This window comes from Pseudoxanthomonas winnipegensis (assembly GCF_030322905.1).
Taxonomy (GTDB): domain Bacteria; phylum Pseudomonadota; class Gammaproteobacteria; order Xanthomonadales; family Xanthomonadaceae; genus Pseudoxanthomonas_A; species Pseudoxanthomonas_A winnipegensis.
Genome location: NZ_CP095475.1, coordinates 535,118 through 559,827 on the forward strand (window position 1 = coordinate 535,118; position 24,710 = coordinate 559,827).

Sequence of the window (24,710 nt, forward strand, 5' to 3'; positions counted from 1 at the left end):
GCCGGCGGAGGGGCCGCCGGCGCCGGCCTCACCACTGCGCTACCAGGGTGGAGAACGGCCGCGTCAGCGCGACGCCCTGCGCATCGAACTCGCGCACGGCCTGGCCATCGACGGTGACGCTGCGGGGCCGCTGGCGGTTGGGCCAGTAGACCTTGAGCGCGCTGTCGGCCCTGAGCCCCTTGCCCAGCGTGATCGTCAGCCGCTGGCCCTCCTGCCGGGCCTGCATGGCCAGCGTGCCGTAGGCGGTGGGCAGGCCGTCGACCTTCAGGCCCGGGCCGGCGACCCAGGACGGCGGCGTGCCGGGCAGCAGCGACAGCGCGCGGTCGCCTTCGAACATCAGCATGCCGAACACGCTGCGCGCGTACTCGGCGCCGATCCAGGTATGCGGCATGTCGCCCAGATAGATGGCGTGGCGCTTGTCCGAGTACACGACCTCGGCCAGTTCCTGCCACGCCGTTGGCCGGCGGTCGCGCACCACGTGCTCGAGCATGAACTGCGCATCGGCCGGCCGGTCCAGGTGGACAAAGGTCAGCACGTTGCGCATCTCGTAAGGGGTGTAGGCGTAGAGCGCATCGGGTGCGTCGCGCTGACGCACCTGCTCCAGGTAGGCATCGAAGGTACGTCCCAGCGCGTCGGCCGGCAGCACGTCCTGCGCGCCGGTGGGATCGAGCGCGATCGACACGCTGGTCGGGTCGGAGCCGCCCTGGTCGGCATCGGCGGGAATCGTGTCGATGCCCTTCCAGCGCATGGTGGCGCGGATCGAGGCGGCCAGCGCATCGCGCAGCAGCGTGTACTGCGCGCGCGCCCACTGCGCCGTGGCGGTGTCGCCCCATTGCTCGGCCAGCCAGGCGCCGTCGTGCCAGCCGCGCAGCGCCCAGTAGTCGTCCCAGTAGCTGTGGGTGGGCACCGAATAGCCCTCGTGGCTGATCGACGGCGCGAGGATGCCGGCGAAGCGCTCCGGCGCCGGACGATCGGCCTGATAGCCCGGCACCAGCGTGCGCTCGCGCAGCGCCTGCAGGAACTGCAGCGCGCGCTTCACCTGCGGCTGGTATTCGCGCACGGTCTGCGCGCCGCCGTCCAAGCGCGCGACCTCGGCCACCAGCCACAGGTACTGGCCCTGGGCGTCGTACTCCAGGTCCGAGCCGAAGCCGGTGTTGACGCTGCCGTCGTCGTTGAGGATCGGCGAGACCAGGCCGTTGTCGTGCACCGCGTGGGTGCTGTACCAGCGCAGGTAGTCGCGCGCGGTGTCGGCCATGCCCATGCGCAGCAGCACCGCGGCGGTGGCCGAGCCATCGCGGATGAAGGAGCGGTTGTAGTTGCGCGGGCCCGGCTGCATCGCCGGGCCGCTCTGGTTGAGCAGCATGTACGCGGCCTGCGCGCGCAGCATGTCCACCAGCGACGGATCGGGCAGGGACAGGCCGATCCGGCCCAGCCGCTGCTGCCACTGCGCGGCCTGCGCATCGGCCAGGGCGTCGAAGCGGGCGCCGGCATCGCCGTCGCCCAGCAGGTCCTGCACGTCCAGCGCCGGCGCGGCCGGCCAGTGCGCGGCCTCGACCGCCTTGGCGTCGATCACCTCGTCGCCCAGCGCGAAGGCCAGCACGATGTCGCGCTGCGCGCCCGGCGCCAGGTGCACGCGCCAGCCGAGCAGGCCGGCGGCCAGCCCCTGCGGGTCGCTGGCCTGCTGCGCCTGCGGCGCAGTGCCGGCCGCGGCGAAGCGGGTGATCTCGTCTTCGCCATGGGCGCCGAACGCGGCCACACCGTGCAGGTCGGGCGCGCTCGCGCTCTGGAACAGCAGCCGTCCGTTGACGCGCACGCCGGCGCCGCCCCGGGCGGTCTCGACGGCGATATCGCGGATCGGCGACAGGCCGCCGTTCTGCCAGGGCGGGCTGACCTGCAGCGGCCGGGTCAGCAGCGAGAGCGTGCCGTCCACCGCGGTGGCCCCGGTATTGCGCAGGCGATGGCGCACCAGCACCACCGGCACCCCGCCGTGCTCCAGGGCGATGGCCTGGCTGGTGAGCTCCAGGCCGGGCTGGGCGGTCCACTGCACCTGCGGCATCGGCATCCAGCCCTCGCGCAGGGCGTGCCGGATCGGCGTGTCCACCGTGGCCGCGGCCGCCTTGCCGCCGGCGTCGCGCCAGACCGGCTGCACCAGCGGCGCGCCCTTGAACGCCTCCAGGTTGCCGTATTCGTCGAACACCGCCTTCTGCCGCCCGGCCGGCACGCCCACCACCGTCCAGTACACCTGCTTCATCTGCAGCGAGGACGGGAACAGCGCCGCCTCCGGCCCGGTGGCGGCCAGCTGGTAGCGCTTCATCGGCGTCATCACCGCCTTGGGGCCGAGCACGCGCAGACGGGTCACGCTGGGCGCGGTGCCGGCGCGGGCGAGCAGGCGCAGCGCGCTGACCGTGCGCGGCGCATCGCCGGCCAGGTAGGAGGACGCACCGAAGGCGTGCGGCTCCTGCGCCAGCGGCGTCCAGCGGCCCGAGGCATCGCGGCCTTCAAGCGCCACGCTGGCCGGGGTCGTGCCCCAGTCGACCTGCAGCCCGGCCACCTCCTGCGGCTGCGGGAAGCGCACCTCCAGCCCGTAGCCGCCCTGCTGACGGCCCAGCGCGCGGGCCGGACCGCGGCTCCACAGCGACGCCGGGTCGCCCGCGCCGGCCAGGCCGGCGATGCGCGGCGCCTGCGCCACGGTGAGCGGCTGGAATTCGAAGATGCCCACGCCCCAGTCCGCCGTGCGCGCCGGCGCGGCCAGGCGCAGGTAGCGCGTGCGCACCACCGGGAACAGCACGTACTCGGTGCGGCCCGGGCTGTCGGTGGTGGCGTAGATGGTGCGCCAGGCCTGGCCATCGTCCGAGGCCTGCAGCTGATAGGCGTTGGCGTGGCTGACGTCCCACTGGATGCGCACCCCGCCGAGGTCGGCGGCCGCGCCCAGGTCCAGCTGCAGCCAGTGGCCGGGCGAGAACGGCCCGCCCCAGCGCGTGGCCGGGTCGCCATCGAAGGCATGCGCCGAGGCCAGGGCCGGCGCCTCGGTGGCCGAGCTGCTGGCCTTCCACTGGCTGCGCGGCGGCGGCAGTCCGTCGGCGGCCATCGCCGGCAGGGCGATGCACAGCCAGCCCATCAGCACGCCCCGGCGCAGCGCCGTGCCCGTCCGCCCGCGCATCCCCATGATCGCACTCGCTGTAACCGTTCTCATGCGGCGATGCTGGCAGGGCCCGACGGACCTGGCGAGCGGCACCGCAACATCACACCGCCCTGGCCTTGCTGAATGCCGGGCGCATGCCGTGAAGGTGCGTAACGCAATGCCATCAATTCGGTGCGGACGCTTGCGCACAATGCCGCGCTTGATTTGCGCAATGGCGGGGACACTTGGCGGCAGTAGCACACATGGAATGGGACGAGTCGCGCCTGCGCGTCCCCGCGGCGCTCCTGAGCCTGGCGATCATGGCCCTCATCGCCCTGGTCCTGCTGCAGGCGCCGATGGCGCGACTGGCCCCGGCGCGCAGCCAGGAGCAGCGGCTGCGGCTGGAGTTCATCGCCCGGCCACAGGCCGCCGCGCCCGCACGCCCGGCCGCACCGGTCGCCGCGCCGCCGCGCGCCGCCGCCGAGGCGACGCCGGCCGCGCCTTCACGCCCACCGCCGCCGGTCGCCGCCCACCAGCGCCCGCCGGCCACCATTCCGCCGCCGCTGGCTACGCCTCGGGTCACCGCGCCGGCCGATCAGGGCGAGGTCGCCCGTGCGGTGTACGACCGCGACGGGCGGGCCAAGCTGCCCCCCGGCGTCGCCGCCGAGCCGGGCCCGCCGCAGGGCAGCCCGCCGGGCCTGGCCAACGCCCGCGACGCGGCCAAGACCAAGGCGCTGATGGAGCGCCCCAATCCGGTGCAGTACAACGAAACGCGGTTCGAGAAGGACTGGGTGTCCAAGGGCACGCTGGGCGATGTCGCCGCGCAGAAGGTCAACCGCGCCATCGCCGACATGTTCAAGAGCGGGCGCAGCTCGCCCACCGCCCGGCCGCCGCCGGACACGCGCTTCAATCCTGCCCTGGCGCAGAACCGCGACGACCTCGGCAGCGAGGCCACCGGCGATGCCTACAAGGCCGCGCCGATCGCGTTCGAGAAGGCGCCGCAGCCCACCGGGGAGGCGACCAAGGCCATCCGCGCCCAGCTCGACGCCCTGCAGGGCCGCGCGCTGATGTGTCACGACCCGCGCAAGGACAAGTGGCTGGCCGACGTGCGCAGCAACCTGCAGGCGCTGGAACGCAGCGAGAACGCGCTGGCCCACGGCGCCGACCCGGCCCGCGCCCAGTACCAGCTGCCGCAGGCCATCGACGCGGCCTACGACCTGTCGCGCCGCGCGCTGTGGTACGCCGACAAGCAGCTGTCGGGGTGTGGCAAGGCCGGCTGATCGCGGCGCGTGCGTTCGCGCAGGCGATCGGGTCATGCTTGCAGGCGGAGTCTCCGCCTCGAAGGATCGCCCATGCCCTCCTGGGATGCCACGCACTATCTGCTGGATGTCGCGCTCAAGCGCGAGAAGGATCCGCCGATGGACCGGTATCCCTTCAGCCTGCCCGGCATCCGCGGCCTGGCCGAGGAACGCCTGGTCTTCCACCCCGCGGTGACCTTCCTCGTCGGCGAGAACGGCAGCGGCAAGTCCACGCTGCTGGAGGCGATCGCGGTGGCGTGGGGCTTCAACGCCGAGGGCGGCAGCAGGAATTTCAACTTCAGCACGCTCGCCTCGCATTCGGCGTTGCACGACTACCTGCGCCTGGGGCGCAGCGGGAGGCGGGCCAGGGACGGCTTCTTCCTGCGCGCCGAGAGCTTCTACAACGTCGCCAGCAACATCGACACGCTGGGTGATGACGTCGTCAGGGCATACGGCGGGGAGTCGCTGCATGCCCAGTCCCATGGCGAGTCCTTCATGTCGCTGGTCGAGCATCGCTTCAGGGGCGACGGGCTCTATGTACTGGACGAGCCGGAGGCCGCGCTCTCGCCCACGCGGCAGATGGCCCTGCTGGCCCGCATCCATGCGCTGGTCCGGCGCAACGCGCAGTTCATCATCGCCACGCATTCGCCGATCCTGATGGCCTATCCGGATGCGCAGATCGTGCAGATCGGTCCGCAGAGCCTGCAGCGCGTCAGCTATCGCGAGACCGAGCATTACCTGGTCACGCGCGCGTTCCTGGAAAACCCCGAGCGCCAGCTGCACTACCTGCTCGGCGACGCCGAGGAGTCCTGAAGCCGCTCAGTGCCCCGCCTCGTTCTCCCGCGCCGCGGCGGCCGCGCGCGCCGCCTGCTGGGTCAGGTACAGCTCGATGAAGGTCATCGCCGGCACCGCCTTGCCGAACAGCCAGCCCTGGCCGTAGCCCACGCCCTGCGCGCGCAGGAAGTCGGCCTGCGCGGTCGTCTCGATGCCCTCGGCCACGCAGTCCAGGCCCAGCTCGCGGGCCATGTCGATGATGTGCCCGGTCACCGCCGAGGTGGCCGCGCCGGTGCCGATGGCATCGATGAAGGTCTTGTCGATCTTCAGCGCGTCCAGCGGCAGCCCTTGCAGGTATTGCAGGCTGGAGTAGCCGGTGCCGAAGTCGTCGATCGCCACGCGGTGGCCCGCCAGGCGCGCCTGCTCGATGGTGCGGCGGGCCGCGGCGATGTCCACGAAGCCGCGCTCGGTGGCTTCCAGCCAGAGCTGCCGCGGGGCGATGCCGCTGCCTTCCAGCGCCTGCGCCAGCACCGCCAGCAGCCGGCCACTGCGCATGTCCGCGGCGCTGAGGTTGAGGCTCACGTGCAGACACGGGTGGGCCGCCAGCAGCGGCCCGAGGTCGCACACGATCGCGGCCAGCACCTGGTCGGTGATCGCGTCGATCAGCCCGGTCTGCTCGGCCAGCGGGATGAACTGGTCAGGACGCACCAGGGTGCCGTCGGGCCGGCGCCAACGCACCAGCGCCTCGGCGCCGACGATGGCCGCGTCCGCCAGCCGCACGATCGGCTGGTAGTGCGCGACGAACTCCTGCCGCTGCACCGCGCGGGTCAGGGCGCCGGTGGGCGAGAGCCTGCGCTTGAAGCCCAGGATCACCATCGCCACGGCCACCGCGGCGATGAGCAGGCCGATCGGCAGCAGCATGCTCTGCTGGCGCGGCAGCCCGGCGGCGGCGCGTGACATGGGCGCGCTGACCACCACCATCCAGCCATCGCGCCGCTTCACCGAGAACAGATGCGCCGCGTCGCTTCCGTTGTCCCGGCGCTGGCGCATGGCGCGCGACAGCGCCTCATCGCTGAGGTTGCGCTCGCTCAGCACCACGCCCTGGGCATTGCGCACCAGCAGGCCGATATCCGGCTCCAGCACCAGATCGGAGAAGCGCGCCGGGTCGATCAGGACGTTGTAGTTGTGCTGATGCAGGACCAGCATCTGCCGCCCGCCGCTGATCTGCGGCAGCACGCGCGCGTAAAGGCGCAGCCCGTCCGGGCCGACCGCATCGGCGGGCAGGTCGTCGGGCACGCGCACCTTGGTCGGCCCCCACGACGTGCAGCGCAGCAGACCGCCCTGGAAGAAGCCGACTTCCTTGACCGCGGCCGAGTCCATCGCCGCCCGCCGCATCTGCGCGATATGCGCATCCGAACATGGCACCAGGCGGCTGCGCTGCATGGTGTGCAGCACCTGTGTCGCCTCGTCCATCGTGCTCTGCGCGCGCTCCAGCGCCAGCGCGGCGAACTGGTCAAGACGCTGCTGTTCGTTGCGCACGGCCAGATGCCAGGACATCGCCAGGGTGGCGATGATCGGCACGGCGATGCCCAACAGCGCCAGTCCCGTCGCCGCGACGATGATCCTCGCCCGCCCCATCGCCCCGTGCGCTCCATGTACCGTGTTCATTCCCCGGAGCGAACTCTAACCGCTCGGTTCGCTCGTACGCCGGACCTCGCGCACGCTTCCGATCAGCCGTGGCCAATTCGTGCAGATTCGCGAACGGCCGCGATGGCGGCACGTGCCATTGCGCGGAGGGAACCGACGCGGCGGACGCCTTGCGCCGCGCTGTCGGACGCCGGCGCGCGATCCTTAAAACCGGCGTCTGCGCGCTTCATGTCGGCCGCTGCCACGCACCGACACGTGGCGGCCACGCGCGCTAGCCGCGCCGTCGCGGGCCGTACCAGAACGCCAGCCGGTCGCGGCTGTGCAGGAGCCCGCGGCCATGGCGCGCCAGGGCCAGCGCCAGGCGCAGGTGTTCCCACGCGCTGAAGGTCTGCAGCTTGCGCGCAGAGGTCCACACCGTCTGGCGCAGCAGCACGAAGCGGCCCTGCCCGGCCAGCGCGCGGCTCATGGCCACGTCCTCACCGGCGAACAAACGCAGGTCGAAGCCGCCGCTGGCCTCGAAGGCCGCGCGCGTGCAGAACAGGAAGCAGCCCGGCGCGATCCGCGCCCAGCGCAGCAGCGTGCCGAAGACCGCTTCGCCCAGACGCGCATGCCAGGCCACGGGGCGCTGCAGGCGCACCCGCGCGCCCCCGCCGACGGCGCCGCCATCGAGCGCCGCCAGCGCCGCGCGCAGCGCCTCGGCGTCGACGTGCGTGTCGGCATCGATGAAGCACAGCCGATCGCCGCGAGCGGCGGCCGCGCCGGCGTTGCGCGCCGCGGCGATGTGACGCGCCTGGATCGACAGCACGCGCACGCCGGCCGCCAGCGCCAGTGCGGCGGTCGCATCGGTGGAACCATCGTCGACCACCACGATCTCCGCCGCCACGCCGCACGCGGCGATCGCGCGCTGCAGACAGGCCAGCGTGCCCGGCAGCAGTGCGGCTTCGTCGTGGGCGGGCAGGATGCAGGACAGCATGGCCCATGCTGTCACGCGCGGATGTCAGAAGGAGGTGACCGCATCGGGCGCGTCAGGGCGCCGCCGCGGTATGGCCGTTGGCCTCCGCTTGGCGTGTCCGTGCCGTGCGCCATCGCGCGCAACGGACCGCCCAAACGAAGGTGCCCGGCTTGTCGCCGGGCACTTGTGACGCAGGTTCAGTCGTTGCCGAGCGCGACCAGCTCGCGCGCCAGGTCGGCGTGGCGGTGCTGTCGACCCATCTCGCGCATGATGCGGATGTCCTCGTGGCGCAGCGGTCGGCGCGCGATCACGCGCTGCTTGTAGGCCAGCACCTCGGGATAGGTGCGCGCCAGTTCCAGCGCCTCCTGCACCTGCTCGACCGAATCGCTTTCGTTGCTCACCGGCTCGCGGCTGGAGAACGCGTTGACCCAGCGCGACAGACCCGCCTTCTGGTCGAAGACTTGCGCGATCAGCCAAAGCACAAACAGCATCGCGACCCAGATCAGCAGCACCAGGATGATCTTGGGAAAGCTGGGGTTGTAGCTGTGTTCCCACAGGTTGTCGGCGATGATCGCCAGCGCGGTCAGCGACGCGCCCAGCCACACGATCACCGAACCGGCGAGCCACTGGCCCTTGGCGATGTCCAGCAGATGGATCTCGTGTTCGATGCCGCGGTCGGTCTTGCTCAGCCAGTGCGCGGCCTGTTCCTCCAGCGGCTTGCGGTGCAGCTCGTTGTCCGCCAGCAGCAGGTTCAGGCCCTTGAAGAGTTGGCTCATGGTTCGATCCTCGCCTTGAACAGATGGCCGGCCCGGCGCCGCCACCTTTGTGCGCAGCATAGGCCGGTGCGCCGCGAAGTTTCCGTGAGACGAAGGTAGAAGATGAACCGGGCAGCCAGCGCCGTGAATGTTGCGTTGCGACATTCTTCACGCATGCCTAAGCCGGGCCATCCGAAAGTCGAACCCGCCTCCACCCCCACGGATGCCCCCCATGGCCAGCGAACCGGGCCGCCGCGACGACGCGGCGTGCATCATCGTCAACATCGATCGAGAGCGCGATTTCTGGAAACGCCACTACAGCGAGCTGCCGTGCCGGCAGGCCGGACTGGGCTTCGAGGCGTGCTGGCCGCTGCTGATCCGGGCCTATCACGTCTACCTGCACCATCCAAACGCGGGGCGGGAAGTCGGCGCCGTGCTGTTCGCCAACTCGCCCGAGGCGATCGACCATGGCCTGGAGCCCAGCCTGGCCGGGCGGATCTTCGCCCGGGTGATGGATCGCATCCAGCGGGCGACCACGCGCCTGCAATATCCGATGCCCGCGCACGCCTGAGCCCGGCGTTGAGAAACCCGCGTTACGCCTCACAAGCGTCAAAATGCGATTTTATGAATGATCGCAATTCTGAACTGTGACGCCTGCAATGGTGTTCTCGCGGTTTAACGAGAATTTCATCGTCACTTCGACCTAACACTTACAAGTGGGCTGCAACCCTGTTGTTCGAGGCCATTCTTCCGAGCCAAGGACACGTCGCATGCACCCCCAGCAAGCAGAACACGGACGCGCCGTCCTGATCGATATCGACCGGGAACGCGATTACTGGCGCCAGCACTACGTCAACATGCCGCGCGCCTCGCAGCACCGCTCCTTCGAGCTGTACTGGCCGGCGCTGTCCAGCGCCTACGACGTCTATCTCAATCATCCGCATACCGACCAGGACACCGGTTCGGCGCTCTATGCCAATTCCCAGGCGGTGCGTTCGCGCGGCCTGAGCCTGGAAGAGGCGCGGGCGATCTACGCCGAGGTCTGGCAGCGCATCACGCGCTGAAGCCGGCCTGGTGGTGGACCTGGAGGAAGGCGCCCGCGGGGCGCCTTCTTCGTTTGCGCCTCCACGAAGGCCGTGCGCGGCCGCCGGTAGGATGGGCGCATGTCGCTGCTCCGCACGCTCATCGCCCCCGCCGCCGCGCCGGTGCGACGCTGGGTGCTCGGCGCCTTCCCGCGCGGCCAGTCGGGGATCGACTACGACCTGCCGCACGGCGATCCGGGGCTGTTCGGCCCGGACAGCGTGACCTGGCGCATCCATGGCGACTTCCCCGGGATGCTGGCCGGCGGGCTGGCCGCGCTGATGCTGCAGGCGCTGCACCCGCGCGCGCTGGCCGGGGTCTACGAGCATTCCAACTTCCGCCAGGACCTGGTCGGCCGCCTGCGCCGCACCACGGCCTTCGTGGCCGGCACCAGCTATGCCTCGACCGCCGAGGCGCAGCGGCTGATCGCCCGGGTGCGGGGGATCCATGCGCATGTGCGCGGCACGCTGGCCGACGGCACGCCCTACGCCGCCGACGATCCCGACCTGCTGACCTGGGTCCACGTCACCGAGGCGCACGGCTTCCTGCAGGGCTATCGGCGTTACTGCCGACCGGTGCCGCCGGAGATGGCGGATCGCTACTTCGACGAGGGCCGGCGCGTGGCGCAGGCGCTGGGCGCCCGCGAGGTGCCGGCCTCGCAGGCGCAGGTGGAGGCCTACTTCGCGGCGATGCGGCCGCAACTGCGCTTCGATGCGCGCTCGCGCGAGGTGATGGACGTGCTGGCACAGGTCCGCCTGCCGGTGCCGGTGGCCGGGCTGTCGCGGGCGGTGTTCCTCGGCGCGGGCGCGGCGCTGCTGCCGGACTGGGCACGGACGCTGCTCGAATTCGACACTGCCCGGCACGCACAGTCGGCGGCGGCGGCCGCCAGCCTGCGCGGCATGGCACCGCTGTTCCGCATCGCCCTGCCGGACGGCGCCTGCGCCCATGCCTGCGCGCGCATGGACGTGCCCGTGGCGGACATGCGGCGCTGGCCTGCGGGGGCCTGAGCCGGTCCTGTGGCGCGGGCTGTCGGCGGGCGGAGCCGCAGCGTATGCTTCGGGCGAGTCGCCGCGCGGGTTCGGGGGGCGCGGCTGGCCCCATGACCGTCCCGGGGTGGCAGGACCTCCGTCCAACAGCGGGTGCACATGGATCGTTCGGTTCCAGGCCCATCGCCGGTCAAGTCGGTCGTGCAGACCCGCACGGTGCTCGGGTTTGGCCTGCTGCTGGGCGCGGCGCTGGGGATCGGGCTGGGCTGGTGGGTGATCAGCGATCGCCAGAACCGTCTGCAGGCCGCCGAGCGCCAGAGCCAGGCCCTGGTCGTCGGCGTCGAACGCGCGATCGGCCTGGAGCTGCGCAACCTCGAGCGCGCCATGCGCGGCATCGCCGCCGATGCCACCGCGCTGCTGGCCTCCGCGCCGGACCGGGCGCCGGGGCTGATCGGGCAACTCATTGAGGGTGTGGCCTCGCGGCATCACGAGCTGGAAAGCGTCGTCATGGTCGATGCGCAGGGCCGCGCGCTGACGCCCGGCCGCGGCGATCCCAGCTTCCCGCAGTGGAAGGCCGGTGCGACCGCAGGCCCATCGGACCGCCTGCAGCTGGGGCCGCTGCAATGGCTGGAAGACGGCCGCCCGGTGCTGCCGCTGGCCCTGCCGATGACCGTCCAGGGCGAGGGCGGACCGCGCTGGTTGCTGGCGCGGCTGGATACCCGCGCACTGCAGGCCCTGATCGACGGCCTGGACTCCGGCCGCGACGGCGCACTCGGCGTGGTCGGCCCCAACGACCAACTGCTGGTGCGCAGCCTGGGCGGCAAGCCCTCGCGCGAGGGCATCGGCACGCGCATCGCCGTGCCGCAGCCTGGCGAGCTGGCGCCACAGGTCGCCGTCACCCAGCGCGTCAGCGAGGTGGACGGCCTGCGCCGGGTGGTGGCCGCGCGCGCGCTGCCCGGCTATCCGCTGCAGATCTGGGCGGGGCTCTCGACCGAGCAGGTGCTGCTGCCCTGGCATCGCTTCGTCGCCATCGCCTCGCTGCTCTACGTCCTGTACTGGGCGATGCTGGCGGTGCTGCTGCGGGTGGTGCGGCGCGCCGACCGCGACCAGCGCCACATGCTCGAACAGCTGCAGCGCAATTCCGAGCACCTGCACCTGGCCCAGCACACCGGCAAGGTGGGCGCCTGGGCGATGGAGCAGGGCGGGCGGCAGGTGGTCTGGGGCGCCGACGTCAGCCAGATGTTCGGCCTGGGCCAGGCCGAGCCGCCTTCGCTCTGGGCCTTCATCCGGCACGTGCACGTGCGCGACCGGCGCATGCTGGCGCGCCGCTTCGTCAGCGCCTGGCGCAGCCGCGGCGCCTTTTCCTGCGAGTTCCGCCTGGTCAGCCGGGACGGCGCGGAACGCTGGGCCGTGGCGCGCGGCGGCGTGGTCGCCGGTGCGGGTGGTCACCTGCGCATGACCGGCACGCTGGTGGACATCAGCGAACGCATGGAGGCGCAGTCGCGCCTGAGCGATGCCGAGCGCCAGTTCCGCCTGATCTTCGACCGCAACCCGCTGCCGTTCTGGGTGCACGACGCGCGCACCCGGCGCTTTCTCGAGGTCAACCGGGCGGCGACGCTGCAGTACGGCTTCGGCCGCGAGGAATTCCTGACCATGCACCTGTCGGACATCTGCCCGGCCGGGCTGCCCGGCGGCAGTGGCGTGGTGCAGGGGGTGGCCGCGGGATTCGAGGACGCGCACGTGTCGCAGCATCGGCGCAAGGACGGCTCGACCCTGCAGGCGCGCGTGTACGTCAGCGACATCCGCTTCGGCGGGCACGAGGCCAAGCTGGTGCTGTCCGAGGACATCTCCGAGCGCCTGGAGTACGAGAAGGAGCTGGCCTACCGCGCGCGTCACGACCAGACCACCGGCCTGATCAACGTGCAGACGCTCAGCGACCGCCTGGACCAGGGCCAGCATCCCGGCTATCAGGTGCTGTACCTGCAGCTGCGCGGGCTGCAGCCGATCCGCGACGCGCTGGGCCGGCAGACCGCCGACGACGTGCTGCGCACGCTGGCCGCGCGGCTGCAGCTGTGGGCCCAGCAGTTCGGCCTGGCCGCGCACCAGCCCGACGAGGACTTCGTGCTGGCGGTGCTGCATGCCGAGCGCCTGCAGGCCGCGATCGAGGCGGCGATCGAGGCGGTGCGCGAGCCGGTCGGCGACGGCGACGGCTCGATGCAGCGCCTGGAGGCGCGCTTCGGCCTGGCCGGCGACGAGGGCGGCGGCCTGCGCGCGGAGAACATCATCGACAACGCCGCGCTGGCCGCGCATGCGCTGGATTCCTCGGCGTTCGAGATCTCCCGCTACGACGGCGCGCTGGCGCGGCGCTACAGCGAACGCCTGCGCATGGCCGCGCGCCTGCGCACGGCGCTGGAGCACGGCGAGTTCGACCTGCATTTCCAGCCGATCGTGCGCACCGTCGACGGCAGCGTGGCCGCGCTGGAGGCGCTGGTGCGCTGGCCGCAGCGCGACGGCACCCAGATCGCGCCGGCCGATTTCATCCCGCTGTGCGAGGACATCGGCCTGATCGTGCCGCTGGGCAACTGGATCCTGCGCCGCGCCGCCCAGGCCCAGGCCTGGCTGCAGCGCCAGGGCTGCGACGACCTGCCGGTGGCGGTCAACGTGTCCACCCTGCAGGTGCTGCAGGCCGATCTGCCGTCCGAACTGGAACAGGCCTGCGCGCTGGCCGGCATCTCGCCGCACGCGCTGCACATGGAGCTGACCGAGAGCGTGATGATGCACCGCCCCGAGCAGGGCATGGCGGCGATGCAGCGCCTGCGCGATGCGGGCGTGTGCATCTCGCTGGATGACTTCGGCACCGGCTTCTCCTCGATGTCCTACCTGCGCCACCTGCCGCTGAGTTCGATCAAGCTCGACCGCACCTTCGTGCGCGACGTCGACCGCGATCCGCGCAACGCCAGCATCTGCAAGTCCCTGCTGATGCTCGGCCACAGCCTGGGGCTGGAGATGATCGCCGAGGGCGTGGAGCGGCCCGAGGAACTGGAATGGCTGCGGCGCCACGGCTGCGAGCAGGTGCAGGGTTTCCTGCTGGGCCGCGCGCAGCCGCTGGAGCTGGCCCTGCAGCGCGTGCAGGGCGTCGCGCTGGGCTGATCGCCTGCGAAGGGCGCGCGATCAGCGCGACAGCTGCGGATCGGCGGGTGTCTGGACGGGCGTGGCCAGCTGATGCTGCTCGTGCAGCTGGCGCAGGCGTTCGCGCGATTGCGCGGCGGGGATCGCCACGGCCTGCTCGGTGCGCATGTGCGCCCGCAGCTGGGCCGGATCGCCCAGCGCGCCCTGGACGACGAAGACCAGCTCGCCCTGGCCGACCTGCGCATTGCGCTCGGACAGCACGACGTGATCGATGCGGCTCAGCCCCTGCTCGCTGGCCAGCACCGCCAGGCTGGCGCTCAGGCGCTCGCTGTTGGCGTCGAAGGGCCGGCCCAGGTCGGCTTCCAGGCGCCGCACGCCGGCTTCGGCCTGCTGGGACAGGACTTCCGGGCTGGCGGCGGGGGCGGGATGCGGCGTGTTCATGGCGGGCGCCTCGGGGGAAACGGACGGCGGGCATGCTAGGTCCTGTGCGCCGCATGCGTCGAGGCGGGCACGCTGGGCGTGTTCAGTTGCCACTGCGCTTGCGTCTCACGGATTGAGACCCGCCTGCGGCAGGCTGGCTGGCGTGAACGTCACCGAGAAACTCGCGATCCTGGCCGATGCGGCCAAATACGACGCCTCCTGCGCCTCCTCGGGCGCGGACAAGCGCCATTCGCTGGGCACCGGTGGCATTGGCAGCACCGAGGGCATGGGCATCTGCCACTCCTACACGCCCGACGGGCGCTGCGTGTCGCTGCTGAAGATCCTGCTGACCAACTTCTGCGTCTTCGACTGCGCCTACTGCGTCAACCGCGTCACCAGCAACGTGCGCCGGGCGCGCTTCACGCCGGACGAGGTGGTGCGGCTGACGCTGGATTTCTACAAGCGCAACTACATCGAGGGGCTGTTCCTCTCCAGCGGCATCATCCGCAACAGCGACTACACGATGGAGCAGCTGGTGGAGGTGGCGCGCAGCCTGCGCCAGGACCACAAGTTCGCCGGCTACATCCACCTGAAGACCATCCCCGACGCCGCGCCGGAGCTGCTGGCCGCAGCCGGGCGCTACGCGGACCGGCTCAGCATCAATGTCGAGCTGCCTACCGAAGGCGGCCTGGCGCAGCTGGCGCCCGAGAAGAAGCCCGGCGGCATCCGGGCCGCCATGGGCGAGCTGCGCTGGCGGATCGAGGAGAACAAGGAGCAGCGCCGCGAGGAAAAGAAACTGCGCGCCAAGCCGCCGCGCTTCGCCCCGGCCGGACAGAGCACGCAGATGATCGTCGGCGCCGATGGCGCGGACGATCGCGCCATCCTGCAGACCAGCACCAACCTCTACGGCAACTACCGGCTGCGGCGCGTGTACTACTCGGCCTTCAGCCCGATCCCCGATGCGTCCAGCAAGCTGCCGCTGCAGCCGCCGCCGCTGCAGCGCGAGCACCGGCTGTACCAGGCCGACTGGCTGCTGCGCTTCTACGACTTCTCGGTGGACGAGATCGCGCCGACCGACGCCGCCAGCGGCATGCTCGACCTGGACATCGATCCCAAGCTGGCCTGGGCCCTGCGCCACCCCGAGCGCTTCCCGGTGGACGTGAACACCGCGCCGCGCGAACTGCTGCTGCGCGTGCCCGGCCTGGGCACGCGCAATGTCGAGCGGATCATCGCCTCGCGGCGCTTCCGCCGGCTGCGGGTGGAGGACCTGACCCGGCTGCGCCTGCCGATGAAGAAGCTGCTGCCCTTCGTGCAGGTGCTGGACCACCATCCGCGCGCGGCGCTGGACGACACGGCGAAGCTGCGCGGCATGCTGGCGCCGAAGCCGCGGCAGATGGGGCTGTTTTGAGGGCCTGCGCTGGAGTGCTGCGTCAGTGAGCGCGCTTTGCCCATCCGCCTCGAGCCTGCCGCGTGCTTCCCCTTGGCTCGGTCCGCCATCGAGAGCGGACTCGCCACCTCAGGTCATCCCTGCCAGCGCTCCGCAGCGCTTGACCGGATCGGGGCGCCGCAACAAATGGATCAGGATTTCTTTCGATCCGAAGTCCTTCGACTCGACGCGCGCGGCCACGGCCCGCCGGACCGCTGCCCCTCCGAAGCCGGAGCGCACGGGCCCCGCCATCCCGCAATCGGGAGATCTACCGACGCTGATGCATTTGCATTCGCGCGCGGATCCATTCGCCCAGATCAGCGTGTGCGCGAGACATCTCTCGCGCCAAGCACGCGCCTTGCCCCAAGGCAGCAGAAGTGCTGCTCAGCGGATAGGCTGAGATGTTCAGCGCACGCGTAGAGCCGGCGTGGAGCCTCGAGGCCTGGCGCATAGCGGCCCGAGCGGCTTGGTGCGCGAACGTGGCCCCGGACCAGGTGGATTGGGAAGGCGGCGCTCAGGGCGGCCTGCTGGCCACGCCCGAAGTGACCACCCTGCCGGCCCAGCGCGAAGCGCCGCGGGTCTCCTCTGACTTCCTGGCGCTGGCCGGCGCCGTGCTCTGCCACCGCGATCCGCATCGGCATGGCCTGCTGTACCGCCTGCTGTGGCGGATGGGGCAGGGCGAGCGCGGCCTGCTCGCGCATGCGACCGACGCGGACGTGCACCGCGCCGGCGTGCTGGCCAAGGCGGTGCGGCGCGACAGCCACAAGATGAAGGCCTTCGTGCGCTTCCGCGAAGTGCCCGGCGAGGCCAACGCCTTCGTGGCCTGGTTCGAGCCCGAGCACCACATCGTCGACCGCGTCGCGCCGTTCTTCGCGCGGCGCTTCGCCGGCATGCGCTGGGCGATCCTCACCCCTTACTGCAGCGCGCACTGGGACGGCGATGCCCTGGCCTTCGGCCCCGGCGGCGTGCGCGCCGATGCCCCGGCCGACGATGCGCGCGAGGCGCTGTGGCGCACCTACTACGCCAACATCTTCAACCCCGCACGGCTCAACCCGACCATGATGCGTTCGGAGATGCCGCAGAAGTACTGGAAGCATCTGCCCGAGGCCGCGCTGCTGCCCGAGCTGCTGCAGTCGGCCGGCACGCGCGTGCGCGAGATGGCCGAGCGCATGCCCGAGGCGCCGCGCCGCCGCATTCCCGAGGCCGCGCCCGAACCCGTCCTGCGTGCCGACGACTCGCTCGATGCGGTGCGCGCCGCCGCCGCCGCGTGCCGCCGCTGCGAACTGTGGCAGCCGGCCACGCGCACCGTGTTCGGCGAGGGTCCGCCCGATGCGCGCATCGTGCTGGTCGGCGAGCAGCCGGGCGACGAAGAAGACCTCAGCGGCCGGCCCTTCGTCGGCCCGGCCGGCAAGCTGCTCGATCGCGTCCTGGCCGAGCTGGGCATCGACCGCGGCGCGCTGTACCTGACCAATGCGGTCAAGCATTTCCGCTTCGAACAGCGCGGCAAGCGCCGCCTGCACCGCAACCCGACCTCATCGCAGGTGGCCGCCTGCCGCCCCTGGCTGCAGCAGGAGCTCGCACGCCTGGATCCACAGGCGATCGTCTGCCTGGGCGCGAACGCCGCGCGCGCGGTCCTGGGGGGCGACTTCCAGCTGATGGCCGAGCGCGGCCAGTGGCGGGTGATGGCCGACGGCGCGCGTGCGCTGGCCACCGTGCATCCGTCCTGGGTGCTGCGTCAGCCCGATGCCGACGCACGCGCGCAGGCGATGGAAGTGCTGCGCGGCGACCTGGCCCTGCTTCGCCCGCTGCTGCAAGCCGCGTAAGCGCTGGCGCGGCGTTAGGCGGTCGGAGCGTCGCCGTGGATGTGCTGCCAGACCTCGGCGATGATCCGTTCGGCCTGGGCGCGGCCGAGCTGTTCGTGCGCGGGCAGCAGCGCGTAGCGCCGGTGGATGTCCGGCCACAGCGCGTGCAGGCGCTCGTGCGGGTGCAGCAGATAGCTGTCGTAGGCGAACTTCAGCGTCGGCTCGGCCTGGGCGAAGCCGCCGCGCCCGGTCTGCTGGTAGTGCTCGCGCCACCAGCGCAGTTCGTGCTGGATATCCACCACGATGGCGCGCGCGCCCGGCTCGGTCGATGGCGTAGAGACGGACATGCAGCCCTCCTTTGGCGTCGATGTCGGACGACATCGCACTTTAGGAGCGGCGGCGGTGAAGCAGCCGTCAAGCGCGCGCCAGCTCCAGCGCGCCAGGCGCGGCGCCCACCTGCTCGCGCACCCGGTTCATGTCGCGCACCGGGCGCAGCTCGATGCAGCCGTAGGCGGCCCAGGGGAACTTCCGCGCGATCGCCTCGGCCGCCGCCATGTCCGGCGCCTCGATCAGGTTGAAGCCGGCCAGCAGCTCCTTGGTCTCGGCGAAGGGGCCGTCGGTCACGCGCGTCTGGCCACCGCGCACGCGCAGCGAACGCGCGGTCTGTGCGCCCTCCAGTTGCTGCGAGGCCAGCAGCACGCCCTGCCGCTGCAGCGCGTCGGCGTGTTCGAAGCAGCCGCGCATCAGGCGGTCGAACTCGGTCTGCGGCAGGGCCTGCATCAGCGCGGGATCGACGTGGATCAGCATGAGGAACTGCATGTCAGGCTCCTGGACGAGGGCGTGCGCGCATGATGCCGCAGGCGCGCCGGTCGCGCCCGCAGCGCTGGCCTGGCGGTAATCGCGAATTCTCTTCGCGCCGCGATGTCGATCCGGCACGCGCTGGTGCGTCGTTCCATCACAGCGCGGGCCTTGCGGCCTGCGCATCCACCGAGAGGAGCGATGCGATGAAAGTGATGGTGATCGTCAAGGCCGATGAGGATTCGGAGGCCGGGGTCATGCCCTCCACCGAGCTGCTCGCCGCCATGGGCCGCTACAACGAGGAGCTGGTCAACGCCGGGATCATGCTGGCCGGCGAGGGCCTGCATCCTTCCAGTCGCGGCGCGCGGGTGCGCTTCGACGGCAAGACACGCGAGGTGACCGACGGCCCGTTCGCGGCCAGTGGCGAGCTGATCTCCGGCTTCTGGCTGTGGCAGGTGCGCTCGCTGGACGAGGCCATCGAGTGGCTCAAGCGTGCGCCGTTCGACGGCGGGGCCGAGGTCGAGGTGCGCCCGCTGTTCGAGATGGAGGACTTCGGCCAGGCCATGACGCCGGAACTGCGCGAGCAGGAAGCCCGGCTGCGCGAACGCACCGCCGGACAGTCCTGATTCCCCCTCCCAAGGAGCAAGCCCATGAACGTAGCCCCGTACCTGTTCTTCAACGGCAACTGCCGCGAGGCGATGCGCTTTTACGCCCAGACCCTGGGTGGCGCGGTGGTGGCGATGGCCACCGTCGGCGAGGCGCCGCCGGACGCCAGGATGCCCGGCATGCCCGACGAGGCGGTGATGCACGCGATGGTGATCGCCGGCGGCGTCACGCTGATGGCTTCCGACGCCTGCCCGCCGCAGGACTACACGCCGCCGCACGGCATGACCGTGAGCCTACAGCTGGACGATGTGGCCCAGGCCGAACGCCTGTACGCGGCCCTGGCCGAAGGCGCGCAGATCCAGCTGCCGCTGGGGCCGACCTTCTGGTCGCCGGGCTTTGCCATGCTCACCGACCGCTTCGGCACGCCGTGGATGCTCAACGTGGTCGTCCCTGCACCGGGCTGTGAGGTCTGAGCCCGGTTCCAACCCGATACGTCCCAGTCCAATGCGAAGGAGACCGACATGGCCTATGTCGATGGTTTCGTGATCCCCGTTCCCACCGCCAGGCTGGCCGCCTACCGCGCGATGGCGCGGATGGGCAGCAAGGTCTGGATGGACCATGGCGCGCTGCAGTACGTCGAATGCATCGCCGACGACGTCAAACCCGGCAAGCACACCTCGTTCCCGCAGGCGGTCAGGCTCAAGCCGGACGAGGTCGTGGTGTTCGCCTACATCGTGTTCAGGTCGCGCGCCCACCGCGATCAGGTCAACAAGCGCGCGATGGACGATCCACGCCTCAAGCGGTGGGGTCCGGAGAATCTGCCCTTCGACGGCAAGCGCATGTTCTGGGGCGGCTTCAAGACGCTCGTGCAGCGCTAGGCGCGTGGCGGCGTCGCGAGCATGGCCGGGACGCGTAGGGGAGCGCCGCGGCGCGTCCCCGCATCGATGCGCGCGGCGTCGCGCCAGGTCGGCGCATGCACCGCGCCAGCGCGGTTGCGCACGCCGCCGGCCGGTGGTCTGATCGCCGACCATGGCCGCCGACCTCCACCGCACCATCGACACGCTGTGGCGCATGGAAGCCCCCAAGGTGCTGGCGGTGCTGACGCGCATGCTGCGCGACATCGACCAGGCCGAGGAACTGGCGCAGGACGCGCTGGTTGCCGCGCTCGAGCACTGGCCGCGCGAAGGCCTGCCGGACAACCCGGCGGCCTGGTGGATGGCCACCGCCAAGCGCCGCGCCATCGACCGTCTGCGCCAGCGGCAGCTGCACCAGCGCAAGCACGCCGACATCGCCTTCGAACTGGAGGGCCAGGTCGTGGCGGGGCCTGACAGCACCGCGCAGCTGGACGACGCCATCGGCGACGACCTGCTGCGGCTGATGTTCATCGCCTGCCATCCGGTGCTGCCGGCCGACTCGCGCGTGGTGTTGACCCTGCGCCTGCTGGGCGGGCTGAGCACCGCCGAGATCGCGCGCGCCTTCCTGCAGCCCGAGCCGACGGTGGCCCAGCGCATCGTGCGCGCCAAGCGCACGCTGGCCGCGCAGCAGGTGGCCTTCGAAGCGCCGGCGCGCGAAGACCTGCCCGAGCGTGTGGACGCGGTGCTGGACGTGCTCTATCTGATTTTCAACGAGGGCTATTCGGCCAGTGCGGGAGAGGACTGGATGCGGCCGGCGCTGTGCACCGAGGCGCTGCGCCTGGGGCGCGTGCTGGCCGGGCTGATGCCGCGCGCGCCGGAGGTCTTCGGCCTGCTGGCGCTGATGGAACTGCAGGCCTCGCGCACCGCCGCGCGCGCCTTGGCGGACGGCACGCCGGTGCTGCTGGAGGCGCAGGACCGCGCGCGCTGGGACCGGCTGCAGATCGCGCGCGGGCTGCAGGCGCTGGAGCGCGCGGTGCGGCTGGGCGGCGCCGACGCGCCGTACACGCTGCAGGCGGCGATCGCGGCCTGCCATGCGCGCGCGCTGCGCAGCCAGGACACCGACTGGCCGCGCATCGCCGCGCTGTATGCGCGCCTGGCGCAGGTCGCGCCGTCGCCGGTGATCGAGCTCAATCGCGCCGTCGCCCTGGGCCGCGCCGCCGGTGCGCAGGCCGGCCTGGCGCTGGCCGACACGCTCATCCACGAGGCCGCGCTGCGCGAATACCCGGCGCTGCCGGCGGTGCGCGGCGATCTGCTCGAACGGCTCGGCCGCCTCGACGAAGCGCGCGCCTGCTTCGAACAGGCCGCCGCACTGACCCGCAACGCGCGCGAGGCCGAGCAGATGCGCGCCCGCGCCGCGGCCTGTGCGTCTTCGGCCTGAGCGTGCGGCCGTTGCGGCCGCGGTGGATCGATCACGGCGCGGCGCAGGATCCAACAGCGGGTGCGTGCGGAGCGTCGGGATTCGCTGAAGCGGCTCTGGCGTCGCGCTCAGTCTGCTTCGACCAGCGGCGGCAGCCGCCGCGGCACGGGGGTGGATTTCACGATCGCGGTACTGGTTTCCGCGCGCTCGGTGACCTTGGCCAGGATGCCGTCCAGATGCTGGATCGTGCGCAGGTAGAGCCGGCAGATGAAGCAGTCATCGCCGGTCACCTTGTCGCATTCGACGAACTCGGGAATGCGCTGCAGCAGCTCCTCCACCAGGTGCAGCTGACCCGGTAGCGGCTTGACCCGCACGATCGCCTGCAAGGTGTAGCCCAGCGCGCGCGGATCGAGTTCGACCGCGAACCCGGCGATCACGCCCTGGTGCTGCAGCCGGCGTACCCGCTCGGCGGTGGCCGGCGCCGACAGGCCGATCTGACGGGCCAGTTCGCTGTTCGGCATGCGCGCGTCCTGGGCCAGCGCCGCGAGGATCGCGCGGTCGATGGCGTCCAGCGTGGCGACGCTGGGGGTTGGAAGGTGCTTTGCCATAAATGCCTTTCTTCCGAAAGAGGAATCAAGTTTCGGCGTAATTTTTAGCATGTATTCGAGCTGCCCGGGTTCCTAGAATTTCAGCCGTTCGCAACGCTTGATAGGGACTCCCGGCAATGGCCTCCAACGAAATTCGCCGTGGCGCGGCCGAGATGGTCGTGGCCATGCTCATGTCCGGCACGATCGGCTGGCTGGTCGTGTCCTCGCAGCAGTCGCCGACCAATGTGGTGTTCTTCCGCTGCCTGTTCGGCGCGGCCACCCTGATCATCGTCTGCGCCGCGCTGGGGCTGTTGCGGCGCAAGGCGTTCTCGCCGCGGATGCTGGCGCTGGTCCTGTTCGGCGGGCTGGCGATCGTGGGCAACTGGCTGCTGCTGTTCGCGGCCTACGGGCGCGCCTCGATCTCGATGGCCACCGCGGTCTACAACACGCAGCCCTTCATGCTGGTCGGCCTCGGCGCGATCGTGTTCCGCGAGCGCATCAGCGCCTCGACCCTGGCGTGGCTGGCGCTGGCGTTCGTCGGACTGGTGGGCGTGGTGCGCGTGCCGCCGGCCGTCCTCGCGGTGCCGGGCGAGTATCTGCACGGGATCGCGCTGGCGCTCGGTGCCGCGTTCCTCTACGCGGTGTCGTCGATCGTCACCAAGCATCTGAAAGGCACGCCGCCGCACTTGCTCGCGCTGCTTCAGCTGGGCGTCGGCATCGTCTTGCTGGCACCGTTCGCGCAGTTCGATGCCTTGCCTTCCAGCCCGCGCCAGTGGCTCGATCTGGTCGTGCTCGGGGTGGTGAATACCGGGGTGATGTACGTGCTGCTGTACGGCGCCATCCAGAAGCTGCCCGTCGCGATGACCGGCGCGCTGTCGTTCGTCTATCCGGTGGTGGCGATCGCGGTCGACCGGATCGCGTTCGGCCAGTCGCTGGCCTGGACGCAGGTGCTCGGGGCGCTGCTGATCCTGCTGGCGGCGGCCGGAGTGAACTTCGGCTGGCGCCTGCTGCCGCGGCGGCGCAGCGCGCAACTGGTCCCAGGCGAGCCCGGGGCCAGCGAACGCTAGCCAGCGCTCGCCACGACGAGGAGGTAACGCCGTCGCGTTCAAGCGCACACGCGTCGACCCGCTGCCGCGCGCCCTTGATGGCACCCGCGTCGAACGCAAGAGGCCCCTCGCCAACCTGATGCACGGACACAGCGTCGCGCCGGCCTGCATTGCCCGATCACGAGGCTTGCCGCAGGCTACGCCGCCGCCCGCACGCGCGGCGCGTCGTTCCATCCATGCAACACAGGAGCCACCATGACCTCGGCCATCTCGGTTAAGGGGCTGACCAAGACCTATGACGGCGGCTTCCAGGCGCTGAAGGGCGTCGATCTGGAGATCCGCAAGGGCGAGATCTTCGCGCTGCTCGGTCCCAACGGCGCCGGCAAGACCACGCTGATCAGCATCCTGTGCGGCATCGTCCGTCCGGGCGAGGGCACCGTGCAGATCGAGGGCCACGAGGTGGTGCGCGACTACCGCACCGTGCGCAAGCTGGTCGGGCTGGTGCCGCAGGAACTGGCGACCGAGGCCTTCGAGACGGTCTGGGCCGCGGTGCGCTTCTCGCGCGGGCTGTTCGGCAAGCCGGCCGATCCGGCGCTGCTGGAGCGCGTGCTGCGCGATCTGTCGCTGTGGGACAAGCGCGATGCCAAGATCATGGCGCTGTCCGGCGGCATGAAGCGCCGCGTGCTGATCGCCAAGGCCCTGGCGCACGAGCCGCGCGTGCTGTTCCTCGACGAGCCCACCGCCGGCGTGGACGTCGAGCTTCGCCACGACATGTGGGAACTGGTGCGCGCCCTGCGCGATCGCGGCACCACCGTGGTGCTGACCACGCATTACATCGAGGAGGCCGAGGAGATGGCCGACCGCATCGGCGTGATTACCGGCGGCCGGCTGGTGCTGGTGGAGGACAAGGCCACGCTGATGCACAAGCTCGGCAAGAAGCAGCTGGCCCTGACCCTGCAGCAGCCGCTGGAGGCCGTGCCGGCCGCCCTGGCCGACCTGCCGCTGGAGCTGCAGGCCGGCGGCACCCAGCTGGTCTACACCTTCGACGTGCAGGCCGAGGAGACCGGCATCGCCGCGCTGCTCAAGCGCCTGGGCGAGCAGGGCATCGACTTCAAGGACCTGCATTCCTCGCAGTCCTCGCTGGAGGAGATCTTCGTCAACCTGGTGCGGGAGGCGCGCGCATGAATCTGGGCCTGAACTGGCATGCGGTGCTGGCGATCTACCGCTTCGAGATGGCGCGCACCTTCCGCACCATCACCCAGTCGATCGCCTCGCCGGTGCTGTCGACCTCGCTGTACTTCGTGGTGTTCGGCGCGGCGATCGGCTCGCGCATGGGGTCGGTGGAAGGCGTGAGCTACGGCGCCTTCATCATCCCCGGCCTGATCATGCTCTCGCTGCTCAACGAGAGCATCTCCAACGCCTCCTTCGGCATCTACATGCCCAAGTGGTCCGGGACGATCTACGAACTGCTCTCCGCGCCGGTCTCGTTCGTGGAGGTGGTGCTGGGCTACGTGGGCGCGGCGGCGAGCAAGTCGCTGATGCTGGGTCTGCTGATCCTGGTGACCGCGCGGCTGTTCGTGCCCTACGAGATCCAGCACCCGGTGTGGATGGTGGCCTTCCTGCTGCTGACGGCGCTGACCTTCTCGCTGTTCGGCTTCATCATCGGGCTGTGGGCCGACGACTTCCAGAAGCTGCAGGTGATCCCGCTGATGGTGGTCACCCCGCTGACCTTCCTGGGCGGGGCGTTCTATTCGGTGTCCATGCTGCCGCCCGTATGGCAGAAGATCACCCTGTTCAACCCGGTCGTGTACCTGATCAGCGGCTTCCGCTGGAGCTTCTTCGGCCTGGCCGACGTGGACGTCGGCGTCAGCCTGGCGGCGATCTGCGGCTTTCTGGTGCTGTGCCTGGTGGCGGTGTGGGCGATGTTCCGTACCGGCTGGAAGATCAAGACCTGACGCATCGCCCGGTCCGGATCAGCAGACAGTGCATGTCGGTCTGGTAAGTTCACCGTC

Annotated in this window: 23 protein-coding genes; 15 read left to right on the plus strand and 8 right to left on the minus strand. The window is 71.0% G+C overall.

Translation table 11 applies throughout. The annotated features are described in order from the left end of the window. Window positions 1-28: 28 nt before the first annotated feature. Window positions 29-3,118 carry a discoidin domain-containing protein gene (locus tag MWN52_RS02205; RefSeq protein WP_286577666.1) on the minus strand — a complete coding sequence of 1,030 codons (3,090 nt, stop codon included), beginning with the start codon at window positions 3,116-3,118 and terminating at the stop codon, window positions 29-31. 266 nt (window positions 3,119-3,384) lie between these two features. Here MWN52_RS02205 and MWN52_RS02210 point away from each other — a divergent pair, with 266 nt between their 5' ends. Together MWN52_RS02210 and MWN52_RS02215 are read left to right on the plus strand one after the other, a co-directional pair. After that, window positions 3,385-4,401, plus strand: coding sequence for a hypothetical protein (locus tag MWN52_RS02210; protein WP_235872930.1), 1,017 nt, complete (start codon window positions 3,385-3,387; stop codon window positions 4,399-4,401). Window positions 4,402-4,473: 72 nt separating this feature from the next. Next, complete coding sequence (locus MWN52_RS02215; protein WP_286576403.1) at window positions 4,474-5,232, plus strand: AAA family ATPase; 759 nt, start codon at window positions 4,474-4,476, stop codon at window positions 5,230-5,232. Between the two features lie 6 nt (window positions 5,233-5,238). Here the strand turns inward: MWN52_RS02215 and MWN52_RS02220 are convergent, their stop codons facing one another. The 3 genes from MWN52_RS02220 to MWN52_RS02230 all read right to left on the minus strand — a co-directional run bounded on the left by MWN52_RS02220 (window position 5,239) and on the right by MWN52_RS02230 (window position 8,568). Continuing rightward, window positions 5,239-6,831, minus strand: a complete 1,593-nt coding sequence (locus tag MWN52_RS02220; RefSeq protein WP_286576405.1) for an EAL domain-containing protein — start codon at window positions 6,829-6,831, stop codon at window positions 5,239-5,241. A gap of 280 nt (window positions 6,832-7,111) precedes the next feature. Then, window positions 7,112-7,813, minus strand: a complete 702-nt coding sequence (locus MWN52_RS02225; protein ID WP_286576407.1) for a glycosyltransferase — start codon at window positions 7,811-7,813, stop codon at window positions 7,112-7,114. Window positions 7,814-7,989: 176 nt separating this feature from the next. Further along, entirely contained in the window at window positions 7,990-8,568 is a 579-nt protein-coding gene (locus tag MWN52_RS02230) for a hypothetical protein (RefSeq protein WP_130515013.1), read from the minus strand. Window positions 8,569-8,779: 211 nt separating this feature from the next. Here MWN52_RS02230 and MWN52_RS02235 point away from each other — a divergent pair, with 211 nt between their 5' ends. The 4 genes from MWN52_RS02235 to MWN52_RS02250 all read left to right on the plus strand — a co-directional run bounded on the left by MWN52_RS02235 (window position 8,780) and on the right by MWN52_RS02250 (window position 13,763). Further along, complete coding sequence (locus MWN52_RS02235) at window positions 8,780-9,118, plus strand: hypothetical protein (protein WP_130530405.1); 339 nt, start codon at window positions 8,780-8,782, stop codon at window positions 9,116-9,118. Window positions 9,119-9,317: 199 nt separating this feature from the next. Then, window positions 9,318-9,611, plus strand: coding sequence for a hypothetical protein (locus tag MWN52_RS02240; protein WP_130515017.1), 294 nt, complete (start codon window positions 9,318-9,320; stop codon window positions 9,609-9,611). Between the two features lie 99 nt (window positions 9,612-9,710). After that, entirely contained in the window at window positions 9,711-10,634 is a 924-nt protein-coding gene (locus tag MWN52_RS02245; RefSeq protein ID WP_130523831.1) for an oxygenase MpaB family protein, read from the plus strand. A 138-nt stretch (window positions 10,635-10,772) separates the two neighbouring features. Beyond that, window positions 10,773-13,763 carry a bifunctional diguanylate cyclase/phosphodiesterase gene (locus MWN52_RS02250; RefSeq protein WP_286576409.1) on the plus strand — a complete coding sequence of 997 codons (2,991 nt, stop codon included), beginning with the start codon at window positions 10,773-10,775 and terminating at the stop codon, window positions 13,761-13,763. Window positions 13,764-13,784: 21 nt separating this feature from the next. Here MWN52_RS02250 and MWN52_RS02255 read toward each other — a convergent pair whose 3' ends face one another. Continuing rightward, window positions 13,785-14,183: an XVIPCD domain-containing protein gene (locus MWN52_RS02255; RefSeq protein WP_286576410.1), complete on the minus strand. Its 399-nt coding sequence runs from the start codon at window positions 14,181-14,183 to the stop codon at window positions 13,785-13,787. Between the two features lie 142 nt (window positions 14,184-14,325). On the opposite strand from MWN52_RS02255, the gene MWN52_RS02260 reads away from it, so the two are divergent. Continuing rightward, on the plus strand, window positions 14,326-15,570 hold the full coding sequence (locus tag MWN52_RS02260; RefSeq protein ID WP_130523828.1) for a putative DNA modification/repair radical SAM protein: 1,245 nt from the start codon (window positions 14,326-14,328) through the stop codon (window positions 15,568-15,570). 419 nt (window positions 15,571-15,989) lie between these two features. Next, window positions 15,990-17,411 carry a UdgX family uracil-DNA binding protein gene (locus MWN52_RS02265; protein ID WP_286576411.1) on the plus strand — a complete coding sequence of 474 codons (1,422 nt, stop codon included), beginning with the start codon at window positions 15,990-15,992 and terminating at the stop codon, window positions 17,409-17,411. A 14-nt stretch (window positions 17,412-17,425) separates the two neighbouring features. On the opposite strand, the gene MWN52_RS02270 is transcribed toward MWN52_RS02265, so the two are convergent. Both MWN52_RS02270 and MWN52_RS02275 read right to left on the minus strand, forming a co-directional pair. Next, a complete protein-coding gene (locus MWN52_RS02270; protein ID WP_286576412.1) occupies window positions 17,426-17,737 on the minus strand; it encodes a hypothetical protein in 312 nt (103 codons plus the stop codon). A gap of 67 nt (window positions 17,738-17,804) precedes the next feature. Beyond that, on the minus strand, window positions 17,805-18,209 hold the full coding sequence (locus tag MWN52_RS02275; protein WP_286576414.1) for a YciI family protein: 405 nt from the start codon (window positions 18,207-18,209) through the stop codon (window positions 17,805-17,807). A gap of 185 nt (window positions 18,210-18,394) precedes the next feature. Here MWN52_RS02275 and MWN52_RS02280 point away from each other — a divergent pair, with 185 nt between their 5' ends. The 4 genes from MWN52_RS02280 (at window position 18,395) to MWN52_RS02295 (ending at window position 21,086) form a co-directional block, all read left to right on the plus strand. Next, window positions 18,395-18,814: a YciI family protein gene (locus tag MWN52_RS02280; RefSeq protein WP_286576415.1), complete on the plus strand. Its 420-nt coding sequence runs from the start codon at window positions 18,395-18,397 to the stop codon at window positions 18,812-18,814. A gap of 24 nt (window positions 18,815-18,838) precedes the next feature. Then, on the plus strand, window positions 18,839-19,267 hold the full coding sequence (locus tag MWN52_RS02285; RefSeq protein ID WP_130523822.1) for a VOC family protein: 429 nt from the start codon (window positions 18,839-18,841) through the stop codon (window positions 19,265-19,267). Window positions 19,268-19,315: 48 nt separating this feature from the next. Further along, a complete protein-coding gene (locus MWN52_RS02290) occupies window positions 19,316-19,672 on the plus strand; it encodes a DUF1428 domain-containing protein (protein WP_130523821.1) in 357 nt (118 codons plus the stop codon). A 151-nt stretch (window positions 19,673-19,823) separates the two neighbouring features. Then, window positions 19,824-21,086 (plus strand): RNA polymerase sigma factor, encoded by a 1,263-nt coding sequence (locus MWN52_RS02295; RefSeq protein WP_286576417.1) that lies wholly within the window; start codon window positions 19,824-19,826, stop codon window positions 21,084-21,086. 107 nt (window positions 21,087-21,193) lie between these two features. Here MWN52_RS02295 and MWN52_RS02300 read toward each other — a convergent pair whose 3' ends face one another. Further along, on the minus strand, window positions 21,194-21,673 hold the full coding sequence (locus MWN52_RS02300; protein ID WP_130515039.1) for an Lrp/AsnC family transcriptional regulator: 480 nt from the start codon (window positions 21,671-21,673) through the stop codon (window positions 21,194-21,196). 116 nt (window positions 21,674-21,789) lie between these two features. Here MWN52_RS02300 and MWN52_RS02305 point away from each other — a divergent pair, with 116 nt between their 5' ends. The 3 genes from MWN52_RS02305 (at window position 21,790) to MWN52_RS02315 (ending at window position 24,653) form a co-directional block, all read left to right on the plus strand. Continuing rightward, window positions 21,790-22,719 carry a DMT family transporter gene (locus tag MWN52_RS02305; protein WP_286576419.1) on the plus strand — a complete coding sequence of 310 codons (930 nt, stop codon included), beginning with the start codon at window positions 21,790-21,792 and terminating at the stop codon, window positions 22,717-22,719. A 234-nt stretch (window positions 22,720-22,953) separates the two neighbouring features. Beyond that, window positions 22,954-23,883 (plus strand): ABC transporter ATP-binding protein, encoded by a 930-nt coding sequence (locus tag MWN52_RS02310; protein ID WP_286576420.1) that lies wholly within the window; start codon window positions 22,954-22,956, stop codon window positions 23,881-23,883. Window positions 23,884-23,891: 8 nt separating this feature from the next. Then, window positions 23,892-24,653 carry an ABC transporter permease gene (locus MWN52_RS02315; RefSeq protein WP_130524203.1) on the plus strand — a complete coding sequence of 254 codons (762 nt, stop codon included), beginning with the start codon at window positions 23,892-23,894 and terminating at the stop codon, window positions 24,651-24,653. Window positions 24,654-24,710 lie beyond the last annotated feature (57 nt).

What these genes read in the sequence shown, in the direction of transcription:
- MWN52_RS02225 (WP_286576407.1), bottom strand. Translation starts at nt 7,813, where the DNA reads ATGCTGTCCTGCATCCTGCCCGCCCACGACGAAGCCGCACTGCTGCCG.
- MWN52_RS02290 (WP_130523821.1), top strand. Translation starts at nt 19,316, where the DNA reads ATGGCCTATGTCGATGGTTTCGTGATCCCCGTTCCCACCGCCAGGCTG.
- MWN52_RS02275 (WP_286576414.1), bottom strand. Translation starts at nt 18,209, where the DNA reads ATGCAGTTCCTCATGCTGATCCACGTCGATCCCGCGCTGATGCAGGCC.
- MWN52_RS02240 (WP_130515017.1), top strand. Translation starts at nt 9,318, where the DNA reads ATGCACCCCCAGCAAGCAGAACACGGACGCGCCGTCCTGATCGATATC.
- MWN52_RS02265 (WP_286576411.1), top strand. Translation starts at nt 15,990, where the DNA reads ATGTTCAGCGCACGCGTAGAGCCGGCGTGGAGCCTCGAGGCCTGGCGC.
- MWN52_RS02210 (WP_235872930.1), top strand. Translation starts at nt 3,385, where the DNA reads ATGGAATGGGACGAGTCGCGCCTGCGCGTCCCCGCGGCGCTCCTGAGC.
- MWN52_RS02305 (WP_286576419.1), top strand. Translation starts at nt 21,790, where the DNA reads ATGGCCTCCAACGAAATTCGCCGTGGCGCGGCCGAGATGGTCGTGGCC.
- MWN52_RS02280 (WP_286576415.1), top strand. Translation starts at nt 18,395, where the DNA reads ATGAAAGTGATGGTGATCGTCAAGGCCGATGAGGATTCGGAGGCCGGG.
- MWN52_RS02235 (WP_130530405.1), top strand. Translation starts at nt 8,780, where the DNA reads ATGGCCAGCGAACCGGGCCGCCGCGACGACGCGGCGTGCATCATCGTC.
- MWN52_RS02250 (WP_286576409.1), top strand. Translation starts at nt 10,773, where the DNA reads ATGGATCGTTCGGTTCCAGGCCCATCGCCGGTCAAGTCGGTCGTGCAG.
- MWN52_RS02300 (WP_130515039.1), bottom strand. Translation starts at nt 21,673, where the DNA reads ATGGCAAAGCACCTTCCAACCCCCAGCGTCGCCACGCTGGACGCCATC.
- MWN52_RS02205 (WP_286577666.1), bottom strand. Translation starts at nt 3,118, where the DNA reads ATGGGCTGGCTGTGCATCGCCCTGCCGGCGATGGCCGCCGACGGACTG.
- MWN52_RS02270 (WP_286576412.1), bottom strand. Translation starts at nt 17,737, where the DNA reads ATGTCCGTCTCTACGCCATCGACCGAGCCGGGCGCGCGCGCCATCGTG.
- MWN52_RS02245 (WP_130523831.1), top strand. Translation starts at nt 9,711, where the DNA reads ATGTCGCTGCTCCGCACGCTCATCGCCCCCGCCGCCGCGCCGGTGCGA.
- MWN52_RS02310 (WP_286576420.1), top strand. Translation starts at nt 22,954, where the DNA reads ATGACCTCGGCCATCTCGGTTAAGGGGCTGACCAAGACCTATGACGGC.
- MWN52_RS02230 (WP_130515013.1), bottom strand. Translation starts at nt 8,568, where the DNA reads ATGAGCCAACTCTTCAAGGGCCTGAACCTGCTGCTGGCGGACAACGAG.
- MWN52_RS02215 (WP_286576403.1), top strand. Translation starts at nt 4,474, where the DNA reads ATGCCCTCCTGGGATGCCACGCACTATCTGCTGGATGTCGCGCTCAAG.
- MWN52_RS02255 (WP_286576410.1), bottom strand. Translation starts at nt 14,183, where the DNA reads ATGAACACGCCGCATCCCGCCCCCGCCGCCAGCCCGGAAGTCCTGTCC.
- MWN52_RS02295 (WP_286576417.1), top strand. Translation starts at nt 19,824, where the DNA reads ATGGCCGCCGACCTCCACCGCACCATCGACACGCTGTGGCGCATGGAA.
- MWN52_RS02220 (WP_286576405.1), bottom strand. Translation starts at nt 6,831, where the DNA reads ATGGGGCGGGCGAGGATCATCGTCGCGGCGACGGGACTGGCGCTGTTG.
- MWN52_RS02285 (WP_130523822.1), top strand. Translation starts at nt 18,839, where the DNA reads ATGAACGTAGCCCCGTACCTGTTCTTCAACGGCAACTGCCGCGAGGCG.